Below are 21019 nucleotides of genomic sequence, written 5' to 3'. Positions count from 1 at the left end.
GACAAGCGTTTCCTCGTCATGCTAATCTCTCTTTTGTCCGCTTTGCTCGTTTGCTACTTTTAGGCGAGCTGCCGGTCGAATGGACGATTCGCATAGATCGTATGGTGAATTTCCATTACGGATCACTTTCAGTTACATATTCTGGTTAATCAACAGGCCTGTAAATTTATTTAAGTTTATTTCTCAAAAAAAAGGGGAAGGGAAACATGCTAAATAATCTATTTGAAGATTTTTATATGAAACTTACCATGAGTTTTTATAAAAATGCATCTCAAAACGAAACTTTAGACATAGGAAATATAAGTACTGTAGAAATGTCATGTCTCGAATTTGTATATTTTTTGAAAAATCCTACCTATAGCGAGCTTGCAGAGTTTCTTAATATTTCACAGCCAAACGCAACCTATAGAATAAACAAGTTGATTAAGAAAGGATATCTTACAAAAGTAAACGACAAAAAGGACAGACGTATATATTATCTTCAAGTAACAGATAAATTTATGGACTACTATTGCCTTAATGATAATTATATGAATAACGTAATAGCAGAATTAGAAAAAAGATGTACTGCAAATGAGATACAACAATTTGAAAAGATGCTGAACATTATAACGAAAGACATAATGGAGTGATGAGCAATGGAATTGAAATTTAAAAAATATAATAAAAAATATTTAGAGAGTTGTGCAAATTTAATACGTAGTACATGGCCATTTGAGAAAGAGTTTAATCAACCCAAAAATCCAGAAATCATATATCAATCGTATGTATTATCTTGCGAAATGTATTCGGAGCACCTTGACTTGATTGTGGATGAACATGATAACGTAAAAGGAATACTATTTGGTAGTATAGAAAATGCAAGTTTCTTTAGCCAAATGAAATATAGAATCAAAGGATTAAAAAACAATTTGAGAATGATGTATTATCTATCATGCGGAGGCTTTGGAAATCGTAGAACAGCCTGGAGAATAAGAAATAAGCACAATGAAATAGATACTTTAGGAGAAACGACTGATATACAATTTGACAGCGAAATTAACTTATTTATGGTTAGTCCGGAACTTCGCGGCATGGGGTATGGAAAAAAATTGATGGACCGCTATTTAGAATTTTGTAAATACAATGAACTTCGTAGTGCGTTCTTATGGACAGATCTTGGATGTTCTTATCATTTTTATGAAACATACGGATTCAAACTGTACAAACGATTTTTCCATGGAAGTTTGAGCGAAAGTGATAAAAAACAACCAAATGGGATGATATATTATATAGATATTTAATAAAAATAACAAGTAATTAATATTGGCAACAATGTTATACGCCCAAGGCTCTGATATCACGAAGATCCCCTGTAATAGGGGCACGGCAAGAATTTCTTCTTTTTTGAGCCACTCTCTAGATGATAGTTATATTAAGGAATGTATTATCCCGGCTGTAATTTCATACCTCGCTGATAACTCTTTAAGATAGTTTTGGTCAAATAGTAGAGCCTCTTTCTTCAGTATTTTATATCGATTATCTTCTTCTATCGATAACGCCGCCACAATAGTTCCCATTCCGAGCAGAGCAATGATAAGGATAAGGAATGTATAAATTGCTGGATCCTGTTTAAAAATTAAGTATGGTACAGTGGCTCGTAGTCTAGTTTTTAGATAAACGATGATTTGATAATTGCTTTAACAGAAATTAATTGAATTAAATTGTTCATGTTATGCTTCCATGCGAGGTTCGCTATAATGGATACAGAGAGTTAGGAAAGGAATGTAATCATGAAGAAAGTCATCATAGTCGGAGCAGGAATTCTTGGGGCATCAACAGCATACCAGTTAGCAAAAATGGGTGCAGATGTCCTTCTTGTAGACCGCAAAGATAGAGGACAAGCTACGGATGCTGCTGCCGGCATTATCTGCCCCTGGCTATCACAGCGACGCAATAAAGCTTGGTACCAGTTAGCAAAGGCCGGCGCATATTTTTATCCTGGATTAGTTAAAGAACTCAAAAGCGAGGGCGAAACAGAAACAGGCTATGCTCAAGTAGGCGCTCTTTGTATCCATGATGATTTGGTGAAGCTCAGAAAGATGGAGGAGCGAGCACATGTACGAAAAGCAGATGCACCGGAAATCGGTGACATTACCCAGTTTAATGAAAAAGAAACCCAAGAGCGGTTTCCGCTGTTAGCAGAAGGCTATCATTCTGTTCATATTAGCGGTGCCGCTCGGGTAGATGGTCGTGCGCTGCGCGATGCGCTGATCCGATCAGCACAAAGAAACGGGGCTGTCTTGATCAATGGGGATGCCACGCTACAATATGAGTCTAATCGTGTAACAGGAGTAACAGTCGGTGGAAAAAGCTTCTCGTCTGATCTCGTTATTGTTTGTGCAGGGGCGTGGGCAAGTCCACTTCTTCAGCCATTAGACCTTCACTTTAAGGTAAGTTATCAAAAAGCTCAAATTATGCATTTACAGGTTCCTGATCAACATGACACTGGCAACTGGCCTTTAGTTATGCCGCCTTCTGATCAATATTTGCTCGCTTTTGATAATCAAAAGATCGTTATAGGGGCAACTCATGAAAATGAGATAGAAGGCTACGATACTAGAGTTACAGCAGGCGGAATACAAGAAATCTTGAATAAAGGGCTAAAACTGGCACCAAATTTGGCTAACAGCACTTTACAGGAGATAAGAGTCGGTTTTCGTCCGTTTACACCCGGCTTTCTTCCGGTGATCGGCGCTGTTCCTGGCTGGGATGGTCTTATATTGGCAAATGGACTGGGAGCATCCGGTTTGACGGTAGGACCCTTTCTGGGAAGCCAGCTGGCAAAAATGGCACTAGGAATGAAACTGGATATCGATCTAAATGATTATGATATTCAAAGAGCAATGGATGAAAGTTGAGCAAATAGATACATCTTTTGAACAGATTCGCCGCTAACTTCTCATTCTTAGAAGCATAGCGGCGTTTTTTCTTTTATCCACCAAGTTACAATCCCCAGTGTTGATGATGCTATGACCTCATTCAGCACATGAAATGGCCTCCCCCTTGATTTTCTTTCCTCTCCCCATTCCGTAACTCTGCACGGTCAGCTTATTTTGATCCGCATCTTCCTGGATGAGAGAAATAAGAGCCTCTTTAAACATCTTTCTCGTTCGCTTGATGCGAGGATCGATTTTGACATTGCCGGATTTCATCATTTTCCCTTCCTTTATCTATAATCACAAACAATATCGACACATTTGATGCCTAATGTCGTTTAGTTGGCGATTCACCGAAAAGTGTAATTTACGATTTTGATTTTTGGGTGCTAGTATTTATTCTATCGGCATGGCTTTTAATCCAACAATATGTCTATTATGGAAAAGGTGGATTATGGCTTTGCGTTGTTATTAACCGGGCGATTGGTACAGGCTGCAGGAGCCGGTATTGTGATCGAACATGTATCTTGGCGCTGGTTGTTTATAGGCATGATACCGCTGCTCGTTATCGTTATCCTATTATCTATAAGATATTTAACGAATGTATCCGAGACATCCAAGCCCAAAGCGGATATTCTCGGGATTGTTTACTCCACCTCGGGTTCGGAGGCATCCTTTTCGGTTTTAGCAACGCCAGCAGCAGTGGATGGGGGAATGCCGTCATCTTGTCTTGTTTGATTGGCGGGGGAATTTTTCTGATCCTCTTCTGTACCCGTCAACTGAGATCGGCTAACCCCATGCTTGACTTACGCGTTTTTGGCAATAGAACTTATGCAATGACGACGATCATTAATACGTTGGTTACGATTATCATGTATGCTGACTTGATTTGACTTCCGTTATACCTGCAAACAAGCAGGGGATACACGCGGTGACAAGTGAACCATACATTTGGGACAATGATACATTTCAAATGCAATCATCAAGCAGTTCCCGCAAATGTTTAATGGATAGTGAATACGTTATTCGTAGGTACTCTTAAAAAGGGCTTCGCAGTCGCGAAAACCCTTTTTTATGTTTCGCGCATACTATCCAAACAGAGACAATATGTTTATTTATTGAAGCCTATTCCCCGTTATCCACTACATTACACAGTATTCTATTTTCGATTTATCTAAATCATGATGCAAGGAGCGATACTATGGCATATGCATGGCAGGCGCGTCACGGACTTTCGTCCGCGCAGTATCAAGCGGAATTTAATTCCCTACTCTCTCAGGGCTATCGACTCATCGACATTAACGGATACAGTGTGGGTGGAGTCGATCGTTATGCCGCTATTTGGGAGAAGTCTCCAGGTTATGAGTGGCAAGCGCGGCATGGACTGTCCTCGGCAGAACATCAAACCTTATTTGCGACCCTTACTTCCCAAGGATACCGTCCGATATGCGTTAGCGGCTATGAAGTAGCTGGTACCGATCGCTATGCATCACTCTGGCATAAAATAAACGGCCCCGAGTGGCGCGCTCGTCATGGAATGACCCCAGCTCAATATCAAGCCGAATTTGACGCCCTAGCGTCGCAAGGATTTCGGCCAGTCGATGTGTGCGGGTATACGGTTGCTGGGCAGCCACGATTTGCAGCCATTTGGGATAAATCTCAAATTCCGAATTGGACCGCTCGCCATGGCCTGAATGCTGCCGAGTACCAGTCAGAGTTCACGCACTGGAGTAGTCAGGGATTTTTACTATGGCGCGTAAGTGGCTACGAGGTTGCTGGGCAAAACTTTTATGCAGCAATTTGGATCAAAGGTCCCAGCCTCACTTGGTGGTCACGCCACGGATTATCTGCTGCCGATTATCAAACGGAGTTTAATTCCATGTTGGCCCGAGGATTCCGTTTGGTCAAAGTTAACGGATACCCCTTGCATGGAGAAGCACGGTACGCAGTGATATGGCACAAGCCATATTTGTCTGATGACGATCAGTCATTTATCCGCCAGACTGTAACAACCTTTATGAACAATCATATGGTTCCAGGAACCTCCCTAGCTCTCACTCAATTTGGACGACTCGTCTTTGCTCAAGGATATGGCCTTGCCAACCAAGCTACGAATGAACCGGTCACGACTAGCACCCTATTTAGAATTGCCAGTGTCTCGAAACCGATTACTTCAGTAGCAGTATTCAAATTAATTGAAGCTGGGTTGTTAAATCTGGGGGACAGAGTGTTTGGCACAAATGCCATCCTCGGTACCACTTACGGAACACAGCCGTATAGCGCGAATATTAATCAAATTACCGTGCAGCATCTTCTGGAACACACTAGCGGGTGGGCGCGGTCGCAAGATCCAATGTTCGGCCATTTCAATTTAAATCAACACGAGCTAATTACATGGATGCTAGATAACTCACCGTTAACTTTTGTGCCAGGTCAGACATTCGATTATCTCAACTTCGGTTATTGTGTGCTCGGACGAGTCATTGAACGAGTTTCGGGTGCTTCCTATGCTGATTACGTCCGACAGCACGTTCTCGCTCCCTGCGGGATTTCGGATATGCACATTGCTGGCGATACTCTCGCAGACCGCCGATCCAACGAAGCTGTGTACTATACACAGAGCGGCTGGAACCCGTATGCAATCAGAGTGTCTCGCATGGATGCGCACGGAGGATGGATCGCGTCTGCAACTGATCTAGCCCGTTTCCTCGTTCGTGTAGATCGCTTCCCTACTAAGCCGGATATTTTATCTAGCGGTTCTCTCGCAACGATGTACACACCAACGATCGCAAGTAGGGCCGATGGCAGCCCTGCTAACTATGCTAAGGGATGGAACATCCACCCTTCAGGAAATTACTGGCATGACGGTGATATACCAGGCACTGCTTCGATTGCTGTTCGAACAAATAACGGCTATTGCTGGGCCGTATTGGTCAATTCACGTAACGATGCTCAATTACAGAAAATGCGAACTGATCTTGACAACCTGATGTGGACGATTGTCGGGCGCATTAGAGATTGGCCTTCGTTTGATTTGTTTTAAAGCTTCAATTTATAAATCAATTAGCAAGAAAACTGTACGGTGAACTAATATTAGTTCACCGTACAGAAAACGGAAATTATAAGTACAAAGCAAATCAAGGTTATACAAATAAAACAATTATGTTCATGGAATCTGAACGTAATGAATTACCACCGCTTGAAAGCCAGGTGTTGGTGATAGATGCAGATGCATTCGCAGCTACTAGATCCGCAAGTGATGCGGGTCATTTTTGCATGTAACAAAAGCGCGAAAATATTTCTCTGCACAAAGTATGTTGATATTATTGAACTACAATTGTAGTATTAATTTTCAACTACAGTTGTAGTTTTTTTGAATCAAAAAAAATCATATGAGAGGAGCATTATAAAGTGAAAGTAGCAACATAAGTAGCAATCGCAACACTAAGCAGTATTTTGTTTTTGGGTTCTTCCGTGAACCTCGCGGCGGAGGCGGCATCCTCCCAGCCAGCCAAAAAAACCGCTGCAAAAGAAGCAGCCAACAAGGCTCCAACTGCAGAGGAAAAGAGAGTTAAAGAACTTCTCAAAGATTCGGATGATACGTATGTCATGTATTATAAACTCAACTTTCGCAGCTTGCGGGGCCGAAAGCAAGGCTTCTTGACGGCGTTTGTAACCGGACGTGCATTTATCGATTCCATTTAGGATCCCATTAATCTGGGACTTCGTGGAGCTGAGTAAGGCGAAATCCACCGGAATGAACGAATGCCCGTCCGACCAACCCATCGTTAGCATACGGAATCCTCTGTAAAAGGCCCCTGTGGCATGGTCCTTGAACCGAGCCAACAACTCGACGGATTTACTGCGATTGCGTTCAAACATGGAATCGTCAAAGATGAGTACGGACACATGATCAGCAGTCGTCAGTGTCTCGACTTTTTGGACGGTTGCAACGCTTAGTGAAAGCAGAACTTTAGTTCCTTAAATGCTGGCTTTATTTCGTTTGGGAGTTGATTATGATGCTCTTTCTGCTCTATCATATAGAGGACACCTCTTCTGTGTGGTAGTGGAAGCTACGCAACTCTCACTTTACCAAACGAAGCGGTGTTTTTCTATTTTTCAAGAGTTATATTTAACTTAGTCTAGGCTCATACAGAACAAACAACTAAGCCGTGTTCGGCTCTGCGAAAGTTGAGTTATAAATACAAACAACTGAATAACGGACTGGAATTTCTCCCTTTTGGGAAAGGCCTTGAATACTCTACATATGAGGATTACTTAAAAAAAGCTTCTACTTTGAAAAGCCCCATCTTGCAGCAGCTATCCAACCTGCCAGAGGGATATGAGTTTTCCAAAGGGGAAATTAAACATCCGCAAGATGAAAAATTCTATGCTGCTTTGAAGGCAGAGGCTAAAACGAAAGGCAACGGAAAAGGCATTTACACGAAAAAGATGGAGTGGAAAGAGGTGGGAAGAATCCATCTTGAGTATACGAATGGGAAAGACACGCTGATCTTATCTCAGTATACGGTAGGTCCAGACGAAGCCAAGCTGAAAGATTTCGTCTACGAACATCCTTACGATAAGAAAGAACCCGATCCGAACGTTCCAAGATTACGTGTTTTGGTACGGTAACGGCAAATCCTATTACAGCATTTCAACCAAATCCGATATGTCCAAGGAACAGATGATCGAAATTGTTAAAGCCATGGCAAAAAAAAGTTCGCGTTCTAAGAATAGCGTGCCTAATTAAATCTCGTTTACACAAACCAATACAGTCTGGCATCCTTAGCGATGTTGCTTTTTTGAGTTGAACGAATTAAGGTAGTCAGTATTTATCTGGGGCATTTGGCAAATATTCGTCTAATTTCTTTTCCATTTCATCAGATCATGCGACTTCCCTGAAAAGTCTCCTTAAATAGGATAGCCCTTTTCCTAGATATTTTTATTACCAATCAAGTAGTCGAGGGTAAGGGGTTGTCCGTCAGATTCAAGAAATGGCATAAGATACACTGGGTTGTCTTCACTAGCATCAGATGTCATGATAAGGGAAAAGGGTTCATTATTATAAGAAGCAATCCAATAATCGAATAACTCTTTTTTACCATTCAAAATATTGTTGGTAAAGTTATTCCAAGTATAATCACTTGTTCCCCAAAACTCTTGGACATGCGGGCTATTAAACCATTCTTTTACTAATTCTAGGTGACGCATATCAGCCTTCGTAAATGTAATATTGTTAGTATTTGTGGTGGTCATGTTATCTCATCATAAAGATGATGTCTATATTCTTATTTATTTTAACACATTCTACAATTAAGCGATTGTTTTGCATACTTCAAATGTTCTCTATTGTCTACCCACACATTTCCAGTGAAATGAAATAATATCGCAATTATATCCCTTTTCCCTTACCTTTTGATCTTATACGTTTAGAGGAATTAGAAATGCGGTTGTTTTGTTTTATGTCATAAATCAAATATCTAAAACTGGAAGTACCAGTACCTCTGTAGAGATGCTGGTGCTTTTTTGCTTTTTAACTATGCCGGTAAAGTGAACTTATTGGATTCTGAATCGGCTGTCAGAGGACAATAACATATATTCATTGGATTGCCCTTTTTCAATAAAATATGTAACTTCAAACAATAAATAAATTATATATTGATGCACAAGTGAATAGTGTGTATATTGTATATATACGGTATTTGATCGATTGACAGAGGCGAGGTGATGAAACATGAAAATTATAATATCCAACGCATCGAGCGATCCGATTTACATGCAGATTATGAACCAGATTAGACAGAGCATCCTAAGCGGTGAATTGCGTGCAGGCGACAGCCTCCCCTCCATTAGGCAGCTGGCCAAGGATTTGCAAATTAGTGTAATTACAACCAAGCGTGTCTATGAAGAGTTGGAGAAAGAGAAGCTGATCGACTCTGTTGTAGGCAAGGGTTCTTTCGTATCAGGGGCCAATAAAGACTTCATTCGGGAGCAGCGTATGAAACAACTAGAAGAAAAAATGCTCGACATCATTCGTGAAAGCAAGGAGTTAAGCATGAGCCAACAAGATGTAATTGATCATATGAAGTTATTGTTCGAGGAGGAACACACACCATGAACGTTATTGAAATACGCAATCTAACGAAAACGTACCCCGAATTTACAGTCGATCAAGTATCTTTGGATGTGAAGCAAGGCTACATTACCGGACTCATTGGTCCCAACGGTGTAGGGAAGAGCACCTTGATCAAGATGATGCTTGGCATGATACGTCCTGACTCTGGGAGCGTTAAGATACTAGGCTGCAAGATGCCTGCGCAAGAAGTAGACATCAAGCAGCGCATCGGCATCGTGTCGGATGATTGCTTCTATTACGAACACCTTACCATTCGTGACATGAAGAAAATGATCGCGCCTTTCTATAAGAAGTGGGACGAACAGAAATTTAACCGCTATTTGGAGCAGTTCGAATTGTCCCCGAAGAAGAAGATCGAACAGTTATCCAAGGGGATGAAAGTGAAGTTTGCCCTAGCTGTCGCGTTATCGCACGAGGCCGAGCTCCTCATTATGGATGAACCAACTTCCGGACTTGATCCTGTGTTCCGCAGAGAGATGCTCGATCTGCTTGCGGACATGATGCAGAACGAGCGAAATTCGATTATTTTCTCAACTCATATCACGACAGACTTGGATCGCATTGCCGACTACATCGCTTTCATTAATCGTGGAAAACTCGTTTTCAATGAAGCGAAAGATACGTTATTCGAGAGATACGCGATCGTAAAAGGCGACTCCGAACTGCTCGATTCCGATATACGAAACAAATTTATCGGGATTCGCGAGACAACGGTTGGTTTTGAAGGCTTGGTAGATAACAGGCAGGAAGCTGAGGATTTGTTCGGAAATTATGCGCTTCTAGATAAGCCAACCTTAGAAGACATCATGTATTTCACCGCCAAGGGAGGACGGATTCATGCTTAACTTGCTTCGAAAAGACTTTATCGCTTTGAAAAGCTCACTATGGATGGGCCTCATGTTTCTTACTGTATTCAGTGCTGTTTTTATACCAAAGCATTCATCTTCTGTTCACCTTGTGGGCATTTATACGGCTTTCGCCACGCTAAGCCATGCTACGATGATTGATGTAAAAAATCAGAACCACAATTTTCTGGTCACGCTGCCGATTAGCCGTAAAAATATCGTACAAGCGAAATACATGATGAGCATTATTATTAGCCTTGTCAGCGTCCTAGCATCTTATGGCATTCACATGTTCGCTACATCTGTATTCCCGGTACTTAACAAACCAGAATTAACGGTCATGGACATAATAGGACCAGCAGCCATCGTGCTAGCCCTGGCTTCCATTTATTTGCCGCTTTTCTATTCGCTAAGTAAGAAAGGAACTTCAATTATCAATGGAGTGTTCTTCATACTTCTGCTTGCACTGGCGCAGCCTACGGCTATGTTTATGAATATGATCAACGAGAACAGATTGCATAGTGATCCTACGTTATATCTTATTTTAATCGGAATCATATTGTTGTTCATTGTTTCCTACTATATAGCTGCAGTTCTGTTTACTAAAAAGGAATTATAAGAGGCCACATTGTTGCATGATCAAACAATATTCGAATAGGGGAGATGGGAAAGGATGCATACTCAAAAAGGTCGTCCTAGTCGAATAAAAGGCTGGATGATGACCCTTGGGGGATTACTAGTTGTGCAGATCTTCTTTATCGTCTGTGAGATGAATTCATGGTCACAGTTCAGAGAATTTAAACCAGGAACATTGATGGGTGAAATTGTTCATTCGACGCTATTTACAGAATGGTTCACTCCTTATAATATACCGGAATTTAATGTATTTACCGCGTTCTTTGCCGTTACTTTACTTCCGTCTGCACTAATAGATGCGATAAAGGACATCTTTTTAAGAAAATGAATCTACTCATGTTATGAAAGGAATGTGATGTAATGATAAAGAGTGAAAATCAGAATAAGAAATGGATAGGTTTATTGTTCGCCGGATGGTTAACAGTAACTGCTGTCCTGTTTTTAGCCGGTCTTTCCGGTGATGTTGCTGAACAATTGTTCGGCTCATCAAAGCATGTTCGAAACCTGATTCAGGGTCTTGTGATGAGCGGGCTGGTGGTTCCTATTATTTTGTATTTATATCAGCGTCTCTATCGGATGACTGGTATAAAACCGAAGACGCCGATATATTCCTGGAAAAGGGGATATCACTTTTTTACTGGGGTTCTCTTGGCAATTGCACTGGGTGCAATGGGCTTCATTATAGCCAGTTCTCAAGGATGGATTGTCATTGAAAAATGGCATGCCCCCGATCAGTGGTTCGTTGCGCTGCTCATCAATGTTTTGTTTGCCGTTTTGTATGAAGCTTTGCCAGAGGAACTAGGGTTAAGAGGGCTGCTGTATGATGTGTTACGTCATCGATTCCCAGCTTGGTTATCCGTATTACTTCAGACATTGCTATTTGTATCCGTTACGACAGCGGTTGCCCTATTTCAAGCGTTCGTTGGACTTGCACCTGGAGTATCGCTTGACGTCTCTTATATTGTAATCATTTTTTGTTTTGGAGTAGGCTTGCAGCTACTCCGTTTATGGACCGGAAGCCTCTGGGCGTCAATTGGTTTTCACCTTACATACTTAGAAATTATGCGGTTTGTCGTTCTTCCGCATGTCTATGGCGTACCCCCAATTATAACCTACCAAGACTCAATACACGGACTCAGCTTTCTATTCGCTATCGCCATGATGCAAATCGGGAGCATTATCGTATCGCTCGTTATATTAAGTGCGAAGCGTTTAATACGGAAAGGGAGTTAACATCGGTGCAAGAGCCAGTCTCGTACATTTGTCGTATGCGCCATGGAACGCCATAGTCCCGAACAACGCAAAAATGGCCGACAGCAACTCGAATGAGATGCTGCCGGCCATTTGCATAGGTTATTGATGGCTCGCCGTTTCTAAGGGATTACTTTCCACACATCGGTGCCTGAAGAGCCTGGCGTTTCGCCTTGTGTCCACCATTTCGCTTCATAATTTACGCCGTTATGCGTTACTTTATTACCGGCTACATACACTGTCGTTGCGCTCCAAGACGGATATGTAGTAGGAGCGGACGGTGTAGTGACGTTCAGAACGTTGCTTGCTGACGATACGTTGCCAGCAGCATCAATCGCTTTAACGGTGAAGGAGTACGAAGTGTTTGCCGTCAAACCCGTGACAAGGTATTCCACAGTTGATCCTGAGACAGTCGCTATCAACGTCGTGCCTTGAAATACTTGATACCCCGTAACTCCGACATTATCCGTAGAAGCGTTCCACATTAATGGAACTGTTGTAGAAGTTGAGCTGCCCATGACATGAAGGCTGCTTGGCGCTGTAGGAGCTACTGTATCCGGACCGGTCACAGGAAGCGTCGTGAAGGTTACCGCATTGCTTGCTGCGGATAGATTTCCGGCGGCATCAACAGCTTTTACCGTAATCGTATACGAAGTATTCGAAGTTAAACCTGTCAAGTTGGAGGTTAACGCTCCGTTTGTCGTTGCGATTTGGTTGGAGCCGTTAAAGATCTGGTAGCCGGTTACCCCAATGTTGTCCGTGGAGGCGTTCCAAGTGATGGTTGCGTTTGTCGTCCCAATATTGGATACGGTTGCACCGGTTGGGGCAGTCGGAGCTACATTATCAACGTCCCCACCAAAATTAACGTCAATTACATTATAAAAGGCATTTAAGGTATCAGAAATTTCCCAAACCGCAAGAATGACTTGATACCCAGTTCGGCTCGGAACGTTGCAAGTATCGGAGTAAGTGTTCCCAGGCAATTTACCGTTGTAAGGCACGTTGCAAAAAGGAGTTAAATCGAAGGAGTCGCGAGTAAGCGGTGCATTAGGATTCCAGTTTTGCTTTGTGATGTAATATTTCCAGCTTGTCGTTGCGTGAGGTACTTTAATCTTCCAATTAAACGTTGTTGGACCTGGGCTTATGTTAACCTTGGTCCAACGAGTCGCAGATTGCTCATCGAGAGGGGCGAATGCGCCGTTAGCACTCGCAATCTTCCCATCGGCAGGGCCTCCCGCCGGGAATCCCTTACGTGCCTCCAAACTATACGGTTCATAAATAATCAGTCCACAGTTTTTATTAACGCCGTCTGCGCATAGACCTGCCCGGCTGTTGGTCACGTTACCGTGTGCGAATGCCTTATCCCCGAGTATGAGGGACATCGCGAAGAGAAGCACGAGCATGGTACCACCAGTAATGAGATATTTTAGCCTCTTTGCACTGGATAAACATAAATTAGACATCATAAATTTCCTCCATTCATTCATTTTTATTAGCAATCCATAACTTTTGTAATGTTCAAATGACACCTCCTTCATATGCTGAATATATATAAACTCGCATAAGAGCTTATATCAGTTCCTCACAAGACGAAAAAATCTGTTGAGCAGGCTGATAGAGAAGTAATGCATTTTGATATTGTCGAATCGTCAGAGGCGTATTCTAGAGCAACGGGAGCGGCATCATGAAGTATCTGATTCTTGAAATTAGGTGTTAGGTTGAGGGATATCGTAGCCGAGTTGAACTTAAAGCAAACGCGGCCATTTGGCTCAATAGTTGGTCATAAGGTAGGGTCTCATGCAAATTCTTAATTGGTAGGATGCATCCGAGCAGAAGTGGGTAGTGCGTGTGAAAGCAACATATTAATACCCATAATATTACTATGCAATAAGAATATATCATTATAAGTTTTCAGTAGCAACTAGTTTTGTTAGGAGTTGACTTTGATGCGCCACATCCCCAACTGCACGCCAACAGAGCTGCCGCTTTCTGGTTTTTGTTGTTTGGCCTTCTTTTGTTTATGCTTGCCCGCTTAATGAACTGGCTTATTCGGGTCAAGGGGACGGATGTACCAAAATTCATCGGCGTCCACCTGCTGGCACTTAGCTTGATTGGTGTATTTTTCATGCCGGTATCCGGCTTCTGGCTCATCATTCCGCAAGCAGTCATTATCATACGCAGGTAAGAGTCAATCTTTGTCGCGTCACGTGAAAACACGAAAACGAGATCAAGATCAAGCATAGCGTAACCGAGGGCGGGATATATTCGCGGACGACGCTCAAGAGCCCGATTCCTCAATAAGCAACTAAGACGAGGCTGCCGGCATGGATCGGTAGCCTCGTTGCGCTAACGGGAAATGAGATAATGTTAAGAAGGAATTAATGTGATTACCATAGAATATTTAGTTATCAAGTATTCAGTTGAAGGAGGGTAAAGATTGAATAATAATGTCGCTAATGACAAGCTCCATGCAAAGTCTATATTATGACCATGGCGGTTATTTGTATGGAGCTTAATAAAGTAACCGCACGTTTTCATTCTGATTTGTATGGTGAGAACAGTTTATAGTATAGGTTTTGCTACCTTAAAATTCAATTTAATTTTAAGGAGTAGATCTATTTTGAAATATACAAGTGCTGAAGCTATTCTGCCAAAAGACTTGCTTAAGGAAATACAGAAGTATGTGGAAGGTCGAATGATATACATCCCCAACGCAGAAGGGTCTCGAAAAAAGTGGGGAGAAAAGTCAGGCAACAGAAATTACCTGAACCTCAGAAACGGCGAGATTCGCCAGCGATTCAATGATGGATTGACGATTGATCAACTCTCAGAACTGTTCAGCCTCTCCCATGATAGTATCAAAAAAATTGTGTACTCAAAAAATAGCTAAAATCAAAGGTTTGTGGGGTTAAACCCGCAAACCTTTTTTATGTGCAATACGAGTAGTAATTGTTTTTTATATATATTAAATGCAGTCAAATGTATACATTAAGCTCATGAGATTGACAAGAGTGATTTAAATAAATGACCAAAAATCGAAAGTAGGAGTTCAACATGGAACATATTTTTGGTTTAGAAAAAATAAATAGTGAAGAAGCGACGATACTTGAATTACAGGATGCAATGTATAAGGGGGAAGTTACTTCAAGAGACCTTGTTATGTATTACATGTATCGGATCGCAACGTTCGATCAGAGTGGACCCATGATCAACTCTATTATGGAAATGAATCCTGATGCGATTTTTATTGCAGAAGCATTAGACCAAGAAAGAAAATTAGTAGGAGCAAGAAGCCCTTTACATGGTATCCCTGTATTGTTGAAAGGAAATATTGAAACAAAAGACAAAATGCATACAAGTGCAGGTGCAATAGCTTTGGAAAACCACATTAGCGCAAAGGATGCTTTCCTTGTTCAAAAACTAAGGAAAGCAGGTGCAATTATTCTTGGAAAAGCAAATATGACAGAATGGGCAAATGGTATGTCGACATCTATGTGGGCTGGATACAGTTCAACAGGAGGACAAACAAAGAATCCATATGGGGATTATTTTCCTGGTGGTTCTAGTACGGGATCTGCCGCATCCGTTGCAGCAAATTTTACTACAGTTGCCGTTGGGACAGAGACATCTGCTTCTATTTTAAGCCCATCTGTACAGAACGCTGTTGTTGGTATAAAGCCAACCGTAGGTTTAATAAGTCGATCAGGGATTATTCCGTGGACTTATTCTCAGGATACAGCCGGACCTATGGCAAGGACTGTGACAGATGCAGCGATCTTATTAGGTGTTCTTACGGGAAAAGATGAAAGTGATCCAGCTACTTGGAAGAATGAATGTTCTAATGTGGACTATACAGCATTTTTGGATAAAGACGGATTAAGTAAAGCAACCATAGGTATTTTCAGAAATATTCCGCCTGAGAAATATCGTGACATTGGAGAGTATGATGAAAAATTATTTAATGATGCTGTGGCTATACTTAAAGATTATGGAGCCAATGTAATAGAAGAAATAGAAATTCCATCGTTCAATAGAGCATGGGAATATAACAAAATGAACATTGAATTTAAGCATTCTGTTGAACATTATTTGCAAAGTCTCCCAGCTCATTTACCAATTCATACTTTGCATGAGTTAATTGAATGGAATGAACAGAATACGGAGAAGGCTTTGAAATATGGACAAGATGCATTGAAGTATCGATCACAATTAGAAAACCCATTAAAGAGTCAGAAATACATTCTAGAGTCTATCACTGATTTATATTACTCGCAAAATATGGGTATAGATCATGCTTTAGAAAAGTATGGATTGGATACAATCCTGTTTCCTTCTTATGTCGGAGCTGATATATGTGCTAAAGCGGGTTATCCATCCATAGCAGTGCCCGCAGGATTCCAGGATAATGGAAGAGCATTCGGGATTACATTCGCAGGAACGGCATTTAGTGAACCGACACTAATTCGTATTGCATTTGCATTCGAACAAAAAACGAAACACAGGAGAATGCCAGATTTAAAGAATTAAAAAGATCGAAGCAATCTGGTCGATAAAAGCCAAGCAGTTTAGGGCATCGCATTCGCTTTATTCGCTCATTGTTTCGCTTTGCCTATGAAGAAGCATATGTAACTTCAAACCTTGCGTTAAAATTAAAAGAACCCAGGATGATAAGCTCATTCCAAAGTTCTTAATTGAGGAAGATGTGATTCATCGTGAGAAGATCATTGCGGTTTTATGAAGGTTTAGGATTTGTAGCGACCCATGAGGGTCTAAAGATGAAACTTTAATTTGAACTGAATATAGCAGAAAGAAAGCAAAGTCTTCTGCGGAAGACTTTGCTTTCTTTGCTTAGACCTAATTGTCGTCCTTTTTCTCAAAATGATAAGTACCGCTAAACAGATTGTCGTCGTGAAAAGCGATGATTAGCATATCATAATGCTCGCTCGTTAGAATCTTTTTTAAGCTGAATTCTGAGTAATAACGATTGTCGAGAACGGTTAGTTTGGTGAAATGTTGAGCTAAATACGGCGTAATGGGATTCATGAAGGAATCTTTAAGCAGCAGGACATTTAATTTATTATTAGCGTTTGAATTCTCATAAGTGATTTTTCGTCTGTCGCCGCCATATATGGTGCCATAAGAATAAGTGCTCCGACCTTTTTTGAAACCATAAAATTCATTAAAGTTCGTAACGGTTTGTTGGCCGTCCTTGTTAATAACTTCAAAATTGTTAAAGGTGAACGGCGTTCGGGGTTCGTAAATAATCGTTCTATCTGCTTTTTTGGGATCTAAGGCATAATTGATTTGAGTATTATAACTGCCCTCGAAGCTGCCAGTCGTTAATTGAGAAACATGGATATCACTTAAAGACATCGGCTTGTCTTCGAATTTGGTCGACATCTTAGAGATTTGAGTAATCATTTCCTGATAAGCTGTAAAAGCGCCTTTGATATTCCAATGATGGTCGGTTTCCAAGTAAAGCTCTTCTAACTGTGCTTTAGTAAAGGTATCGAACTTATCACCAATATTAACGACGTTAATATGTTTGTCGAGTTTAGATAAGAAGTAATTTTTCGATTTGGCATACGCGTCGGTTTGCAGATATTTCGGGTATAAATGCATCAATGATTTGGTTCTTGACGGGTTAAAGACGAAAAACGTTTCTGTTTCTTGATCTTGGGCGAATTTGACCGCATCGTTTAATTTGGCAGTCGACGCGTCGATATTATGGGTATGCAGAACTTTGTCGGTATTTGGAAAGAGCCACTTATTATTAGTCACCACAAGCTTGGACACGATACGTGAATCTGTTACTATTGTTCCATCTTCGGGTTTATGTGGTTTTTTAGCGTTGACCATGTTCTCGAACAGCATGGCGTTAAACATCCCGGAGTTTTGCTGTTTCTGGTAGATTCTAACCATTTCGTCACGCAACACGATTTGGTCATTTACATACTGATTCATGTCTTCGAAAAAGCTACGATTTGAAATGGCTTCGATGCTGATGTAGGGCAACTTGCTTAACGTTCTATTTTCACTAGTGGAAATGTCCTTATCCGGTAAAATGATGCTAGCAATTCCAAAGCCGAAAATAATAGCTAAAAAGGTGACCATATAAACGATTGAAATAGATTTATTCACTTCGTTACTCCTTTTGAAAAATTAGAATCTAAAATATAAGAAAGGATTATAAGTTGAATTAATAAGAAATAAGATCACTTCCGCGAACAGGAAGAAGTAGAACAGCAATGCAAAAGCGGTCTGTACTTTGGTTATCGACTTGCTGAATTGCAGCTTTTGAAGTTTCGGAAATACCGGCGTTGAAACAAGAATAGCAATAGCAAGGTAAAACCAATTTAAAGATAACAATGAAAGTGCTTGGGAATCGAATATTTCATTGCCACGGGAATAGAACATAGAAGTAATAAAATCTGTCGCGTATCCAAAGTTGTCAGCGCGGAAGAACACCCATCCAATCATGACTAACAGCAACACAACAACATGGTTTAAGGGATAAATCTTAGAAAGCATCTTTTCAAGACCGGCTTTTTCCAGCGCGATAAGAATCCCGTAATAGGTGCCCCAAGCAATGAATGTCCAGCTGGCTCCGTGCCAAAACCCCGTTAGTGCCCACACAATAAATAAATTTCGATAGATCTTCCACGGGGCAACTCTACTTCCACCGAGCGGGATATATACATAGTCCCTGAACCAACTGCCAAGAGAGATATGCCAGCGTCTCCAGAACTCAGAAATGCTTTTAGAAATATAAGGATAGTTAAAATTCTCTGCGAATTCGAAGCCAAACATTTTACCTAAACCGATCGCCATATCGCTGTAACCTGAGAAATCAAAATAGATTTGTAGCGTATAGGCGATTATTCCAATCCAAGCACTTCCGGTTGAAAGATCCATTGTAGACGTGGCGAACACGGTGTCTGCTGTGGACCCGAGTGGGTTGGCTAAGAGTATCTTTTTAGACAAACCAAGAATAAAACGCTTGATTCCCTCAGTGAACTGGATAGAAGAAAATACGCGTTTGCTGAGTTGTTCGGCGACAGCATTGTATCGAATAATAGGACCTGCTACTAGCTGCGGGAAAAATGTGATGTAAAGCGACAAACTGAATAGATTTCGTTGGGCTTTTTCTTTTTTTCTATAGACATCAATTAAATAACTGAGCGCATGGAATGTATAAAAAGAAATTCCTATAGGCAATGGAACAGTCTTCAAATGAATATTCGTTTGTAGTGCAGCATTCATGACATCAACAAAGAAGTTAGCATATTTAAAGAAGCCTAGAATTCCGATATTAGCAACGATTGCCATCGTTAAAATGTAGACTTTCTTTTTGGGTTGATTTTCCGTTATATCGATCCAGATCCCATAACCATAGTTCATGATGATGGATAATATCATTAGAACGACATACCTCGGTTCACCCCATGCATAGAAGACTAAACTGAAAATTAATAGAATCGTATTTTTGAATTTGAACGGAACAGCAAAATATAGAGTAAGAACAAGCGGTAAAAAGAAAAACAAAAATATGACTGAACTAAAGACCAAAACTAACTTCCTCCTTATGTTGGATCATGGGTGTGATTGCTTGAATGTAAGAATGCTATGACCGGAAAGCTTGCCTCGCTATTATCGCAAGTTTGATAATAACAACTGGAAAAGACCCGAAAAGATGTTGTCACTTTGATTCCAAGTGTTCATCTTTTGGGTCACAGTTTTTCATCTGTAACATTGGTTGCCTCAACAATCCTGAGTATTATACCAGCTATTCCATCTCATGTAAAACCTTCAGGAGAAGCTCAAAACAATAGATTCCTTAGGCTGACTGGCAGAAAGATGCCTCTATTCTTATTCTCCGTTCGTAAGGCTGAGTGGTGATATCGGTATAGATCTTCGTTTGTATACGTTCGTATTGCACGAAGGTTAGCGTGGTTCGCAATACTTGAGTGAGCAGGGGAATGCCTGGCACTGAAAAAGAAAGACCTAAACCTACTGTCAGAGTAACCAAGTAAAAGCAAAAGTAAAATGTGCAAAAATGTCATATGACTTTACTGGGGTAGCAAGAGAAAGAGATGACGAAATACAACTTGTTCGTATGACAAGTGCCTTGCAATACTTGAGTAGGCCAAGCGATCATAAGGCAAATACGATAAAGGGAGACAAAAACAATGAGAAAAGTAATTCGAAACACCAGTCTCGAAGTTCTACTATTATCTGCGAGCACGCCTGTTGATTAATCTAAAAATGGTAGAAAAAAGACCGTCTTTTCTGTAGAATCGTTTGTACCACCAACCGATTTAAGAAAGAGACGATCTCATGAAAAATTCTATCACGCTCCAGTCCATCCTTCAATCCGTTCTGAGCCAGGACGAAGTAAATTCAGTTGTCAAACAGATGGGCTACGAAGATAAAGCACGCAAATTCAGCGTCTATCATTTGCTACAATACTGGAGCCAATCCGCTTTTGAACAATGGGATAGTTATCGCTCCGGTGTAGATCATGCCGAATCAAGCGGGTTGCCGACCGTTCATTATTCTTGTTTCTCGACCAAAGCCGCAGAGGTCCCTTTTGCTGTTTTCAAGGAATTATTTCATCTTCTTGTTCACAAATGCAATCGAAAGACGCGTCGTAAACTAACGTTTCCGAAAGAATTGCTTCTCATCGATTCGACCACGGTCACGGTCGGAAAAACCCGGTTGCCTTGGGCCCCTTATCATGGTGAACGCGCAGGTATCAAGCTGCATGTTGCTCTGCAAGCGGGGAATCAACAGCCGCTGAATGTCGTGGAAACAGTTGGTTCTAAGCATGATGGACCGATGAGCGAGCAATTGGCGGATTCAGCTTACATTCTAGTGATGGACCGTGCTTATGGAAAGCTCGAACGGTTAGATCGGTTCAAAGAAGAAGGACAGTCGTTTGTGGTTCGCTTGAGAGACAATGTTCATTTGGAGAAACCACGCGCCTTACGCCGTCAGGCAGTTCCGGACTCCCGGGTTATCCGGGACATCACGAGTCAACTTGGAACGAAGCAATGCCAATCGACGAAACGCCATCGCGTGGTGATGTTTCGGGATTTTGAGGGTAGAGAAATTCGGGTGGCAACCGATTTGATGCAGGTAACAGCCGAACAAATTGCGCAGATGTATAAAGCTCGTTGGCAGGTGGAGGTCTTTTTTCGATGGATCAAGCAACATTTGAACGTGCCGAC

The 21019-nt window shown here is 41.3% G+C and carries 21 protein-coding genes and 2 pseudogenes; 16 read left to right on the top strand and 7 right to left on the bottom strand.

Features of this window, described 5'->3' with window-relative positions; all coding sequences use genetic code 11:
* The first annotated feature begins 206 nt into the window (after positions 1-206).
* From LQV63_RS29805 to LQV63_RS29795, 3 genes are all read left to right on the top strand, one after another.
* Positions 207-632, top strand: coding sequence for a MarR family transcriptional regulator (locus LQV63_RS29805; protein ID WP_233699430.1), 426 nt, complete (start codon positions 207-209; stop codon positions 630-632).
* Between the two features lie 6 nt (positions 633-638).
* Positions 639-1283, top strand: coding sequence for a GNAT family N-acetyltransferase (locus LQV63_RS29800; protein ID WP_233699429.1), 645 nt, complete (start codon positions 639-641; stop codon positions 1281-1283).
* Positions 1284-1772: 489 nt separating this feature from the next.
* Positions 1773-2900, top strand: coding sequence for an NAD(P)/FAD-dependent oxidoreductase (locus LQV63_RS29795; protein ID WP_233699428.1), 1128 nt, complete (start codon positions 1773-1775; stop codon positions 2898-2900).
* A gap of 117 nt (positions 2901-3017) precedes the next feature.
* On the opposite strand, the gene LQV63_RS29790 is transcribed toward LQV63_RS29795, so the two are convergent.
* Positions 3018-3197: a hypothetical protein gene (locus LQV63_RS29790; RefSeq protein WP_233699427.1), complete on the bottom strand. Its 180-nt coding sequence runs from the start codon at positions 3195-3197 to the stop codon at positions 3018-3020.
* Positions 3198-3428: 231 nt separating this feature from the next.
* Here LQV63_RS29790 and LQV63_RS29785 point away from each other — a divergent pair, with 231 nt between their 5' ends.
* From LQV63_RS29785 to LQV63_RS29775, 3 genes are all read left to right on the top strand, one after another.
* Positions 3429-3656 (top strand): hypothetical protein, encoded by a 228-nt coding sequence (locus LQV63_RS29785; protein WP_233699426.1) that lies wholly within the window; start codon positions 3429-3431, stop codon positions 3654-3656.
* Between the two features lie 463 nt (positions 3657-4119).
* Complete coding sequence (locus tag LQV63_RS29780; RefSeq protein WP_233699425.1) at positions 4120-5961, top strand: serine hydrolase; 1842 nt, start codon at positions 4120-4122, stop codon at positions 5959-5961.
* 419 nt (positions 5962-6380) lie between these two features.
* Positions 6381-6623 carry a hypothetical protein gene (locus LQV63_RS29775; protein WP_233699432.1) on the top strand — a complete coding sequence of 81 codons (243 nt, stop codon included), beginning with the start codon at positions 6381-6383 and terminating at the stop codon, positions 6621-6623.
* Here the strand turns inward: LQV63_RS29775 and LQV63_RS29770 are convergent.
* Positions 6555-6893: pseudogene (locus LQV63_RS29770) on the bottom strand (IS4 family transposase); the annotation flags it as partial. The gene LQV63_RS29775 and the pseudogene LQV63_RS29770 overlap by 69 nt on opposite strands.
* A 321-nt stretch (positions 6894-7214) precedes the next feature.
* Between LQV63_RS29770 and LQV63_RS29765 the strand changes: the two are divergent.
* The gene (locus LQV63_RS29765) at positions 7215-7553 is read left to right on the top strand and encodes a hypothetical protein (RefSeq protein WP_233699424.1); all 339 of its coding nucleotides are present in this window, start codon (positions 7215-7217) and stop codon (positions 7551-7553) included.
* A 300-nt stretch (positions 7554-7853) separates the two neighbouring features.
* Here the strand turns inward: LQV63_RS29765 and LQV63_RS29760 are convergent, their stop codons facing one another.
* The gene (locus LQV63_RS29760; RefSeq protein ID WP_233699423.1) at positions 7854-8177 is read right to left on the bottom strand and encodes a GNAT family N-acetyltransferase; all 324 of its coding nucleotides are present in this window, start codon (positions 8175-8177) and stop codon (positions 7854-7856) included.
* A 478-nt stretch (positions 8178-8655) separates the two neighbouring features.
* Here LQV63_RS29760 and LQV63_RS29755 point away from each other — a divergent pair, with 478 nt between their 5' ends.
* The 5 genes from LQV63_RS29755 to LQV63_RS29735 are packed head-to-tail and all read left to right on the top strand — an operon-like array spanning position 8656 to position 11771.
* On the top strand, positions 8656-9039 hold the full coding sequence (locus LQV63_RS29755) for a GntR family transcriptional regulator (RefSeq protein WP_019422168.1): 384 nt from the start codon (positions 8656-8658) through the stop codon (positions 9037-9039).
* Positions 9036-9902: an ABC transporter ATP-binding protein gene (locus LQV63_RS29750; protein WP_233699422.1), complete on the top strand. Its 867-nt coding sequence runs from the start codon at positions 9036-9038 to the stop codon at positions 9900-9902. The genes LQV63_RS29755 and LQV63_RS29750 overlap by 4 nt, the downstream gene beginning before the upstream one ends.
* On the top strand, positions 9895-10521 hold the full coding sequence (locus tag LQV63_RS29745) for an ABC-2 transporter permease (protein ID WP_233699421.1): 627 nt from the start codon (positions 9895-9897) through the stop codon (positions 10519-10521). The genes LQV63_RS29750 and LQV63_RS29745 overlap by 8 nt, the downstream gene beginning before the upstream one ends.
* 54 nt (positions 10522-10575) lie before the next feature.
* Entirely contained in the window at positions 10576-10866 is a 291-nt protein-coding gene (locus LQV63_RS29740) for a YfzA family protein (protein ID WP_233699420.1), read from the top strand.
* Positions 10867-10898: 32 nt separating this feature from the next.
* The gene (locus LQV63_RS29735; RefSeq protein WP_233699419.1) at positions 10899-11771 is read left to right on the top strand and encodes a CPBP family intramembrane glutamic endopeptidase; all 873 of its coding nucleotides are present in this window, start codon (positions 10899-10901) and stop codon (positions 11769-11771) included.
* A 140-nt stretch (positions 11772-11911) separates the two neighbouring features.
* Here the strand turns inward: LQV63_RS29735 and LQV63_RS29730 are convergent, their stop codons facing one another.
* A complete protein-coding gene (locus tag LQV63_RS29730; RefSeq protein WP_233699431.1) occupies positions 11912-13252 on the bottom strand; it encodes a lytic polysaccharide monooxygenase in 1341 nt (446 codons plus the stop codon).
* A 464-nt stretch (positions 13253-13716) separates the two neighbouring features.
* Here LQV63_RS29730 and LQV63_RS29725 point away from each other — a divergent pair, with 464 nt between their 5' ends.
* From LQV63_RS29725 to LQV63_RS29715, 3 genes are all read left to right on the top strand, one after another.
* Positions 13717-13974 (top strand): DUF6463 family protein, encoded by a 258-nt coding sequence (locus LQV63_RS29725; protein ID WP_233699418.1) that lies wholly within the window; start codon positions 13717-13719, stop codon positions 13972-13974.
* Positions 13975-14409: 435 nt separating this feature from the next.
* The gene (locus LQV63_RS29720) at positions 14410-14679 is read left to right on the top strand and encodes a CD3324 family protein (RefSeq protein ID WP_233699417.1); all 270 of its coding nucleotides are present in this window, start codon (positions 14410-14412) and stop codon (positions 14677-14679) included.
* A gap of 164 nt (positions 14680-14843) precedes the next feature.
* A complete protein-coding gene (locus LQV63_RS29715) occupies positions 14844-16316 on the top strand; it encodes an amidase family protein (RefSeq protein WP_233699416.1) in 1473 nt (490 codons plus the stop codon).
* A gap of 327 nt (positions 16317-16643) precedes the next feature.
* Here the strand turns inward: LQV63_RS29715 and LQV63_RS29705 are convergent, their stop codons facing one another.
* The 3 genes and pseudogenes from LQV63_RS29705 to LQV63_RS29695 form a co-directional block, all read right to left on the bottom strand.
* Complete coding sequence (locus tag LQV63_RS29705; protein WP_233699415.1) at positions 16644-17930, bottom strand: DHHW family protein; 1287 nt, start codon at positions 17928-17930, stop codon at positions 16644-16646.
* Between the two features lie 21 nt (positions 17931-17951).
* Complete coding sequence (locus tag LQV63_RS29700) at positions 17952-19358, bottom strand: MBOAT family O-acyltransferase (RefSeq protein ID WP_233699414.1); 1407 nt, start codon at positions 19356-19358, stop codon at positions 17952-17954.
* Positions 19359-19644: 286 nt separating this feature from the next.
* Positions 19645-19836, bottom strand: a pseudogene (locus LQV63_RS29695) (sensor domain-containing protein); the annotation flags it as partial.
* Between the two features lie 290 nt (positions 19837-20126).
* Here LQV63_RS29695 and LQV63_RS29690 point away from each other — a divergent pair.
* Positions 20127-21019: IS4 family transposase (locus tag LQV63_RS29690; protein ID WP_233699413.1), on the top strand; the 893-nt coding region annotated here is incomplete at its 3' end.

The sequence above is a fragment of the Paenibacillus profundus genome, assembly GCF_021369635.1.
GTDB classification, from domain to species: Bacteria; Bacillota; Bacilli; order Paenibacillales; family Paenibacillaceae; genus Paenibacillus_B; species Paenibacillus_B profundus.
This window is presented reverse-complemented; position numbering and strand designations above follow the sequence as displayed.

Excerpts from the sequence above, each read along its gene's own strand:
- LQV63_RS29805 (WP_233699430.1), top strand. The coding sequence starts at position 207 with ATGCTAAATAATCTATTTGAAGATTTTTATATGAAACTTACCATGAGT.
- LQV63_RS29800 (WP_233699429.1), top strand. The coding sequence starts at position 639 with ATGGAATTGAAATTTAAAAAATATAATAAAAAATATTTAGAGAGTTGT.
- LQV63_RS29795 (WP_233699428.1), top strand. The coding sequence starts at position 1,773 with ATGAAGAAAGTCATCATAGTCGGAGCAGGAATTCTTGGGGCATCAACA.
- LQV63_RS29790 (WP_233699427.1), bottom strand. The coding sequence starts at position 3,197 with ATGATGAAATCCGGCAATGTCAAAATCGATCCTCGCATCAAGCGAACG.
- LQV63_RS29780 (WP_233699425.1), top strand. The coding sequence starts at position 4,120 with ATGGCATATGCATGGCAGGCGCGTCACGGACTTTCGTCCGCGCAGTAT.
- LQV63_RS29760 (WP_233699423.1), bottom strand. The coding sequence starts at position 8,177 with ATGACCACCACAAATACTAACAATATTACATTTACGAAGGCTGATATG.
- LQV63_RS29755 (WP_019422168.1), top strand. The coding sequence starts at position 8,656 with ATGAAAATTATAATATCCAACGCATCGAGCGATCCGATTTACATGCAG.
- LQV63_RS29750 (WP_233699422.1), top strand. The coding sequence starts at position 9,036 with ATGAACGTTATTGAAATACGCAATCTAACGAAAACGTACCCCGAATTT.
- LQV63_RS29745 (WP_233699421.1), top strand. The coding sequence starts at position 9,895 with ATGCTTAACTTGCTTCGAAAAGACTTTATCGCTTTGAAAAGCTCACTA.
- LQV63_RS29740 (WP_233699420.1), top strand. The coding sequence starts at position 10,576 with ATGCATACTCAAAAAGGTCGTCCTAGTCGAATAAAAGGCTGGATGATG.
- LQV63_RS29735 (WP_233699419.1), top strand. The coding sequence starts at position 10,899 with ATGATAAAGAGTGAAAATCAGAATAAGAAATGGATAGGTTTATTGTTC.
- LQV63_RS29730 (WP_233699431.1), bottom strand. The coding sequence starts at position 13,252 with ATGTCTAATTTATGTTTATCCAGTGCAAAGAGGCTAAAATATCTCATT.
- LQV63_RS29715 (WP_233699416.1), top strand. The coding sequence starts at position 14,844 with ATGGAACATATTTTTGGTTTAGAAAAAATAAATAGTGAAGAAGCGACG.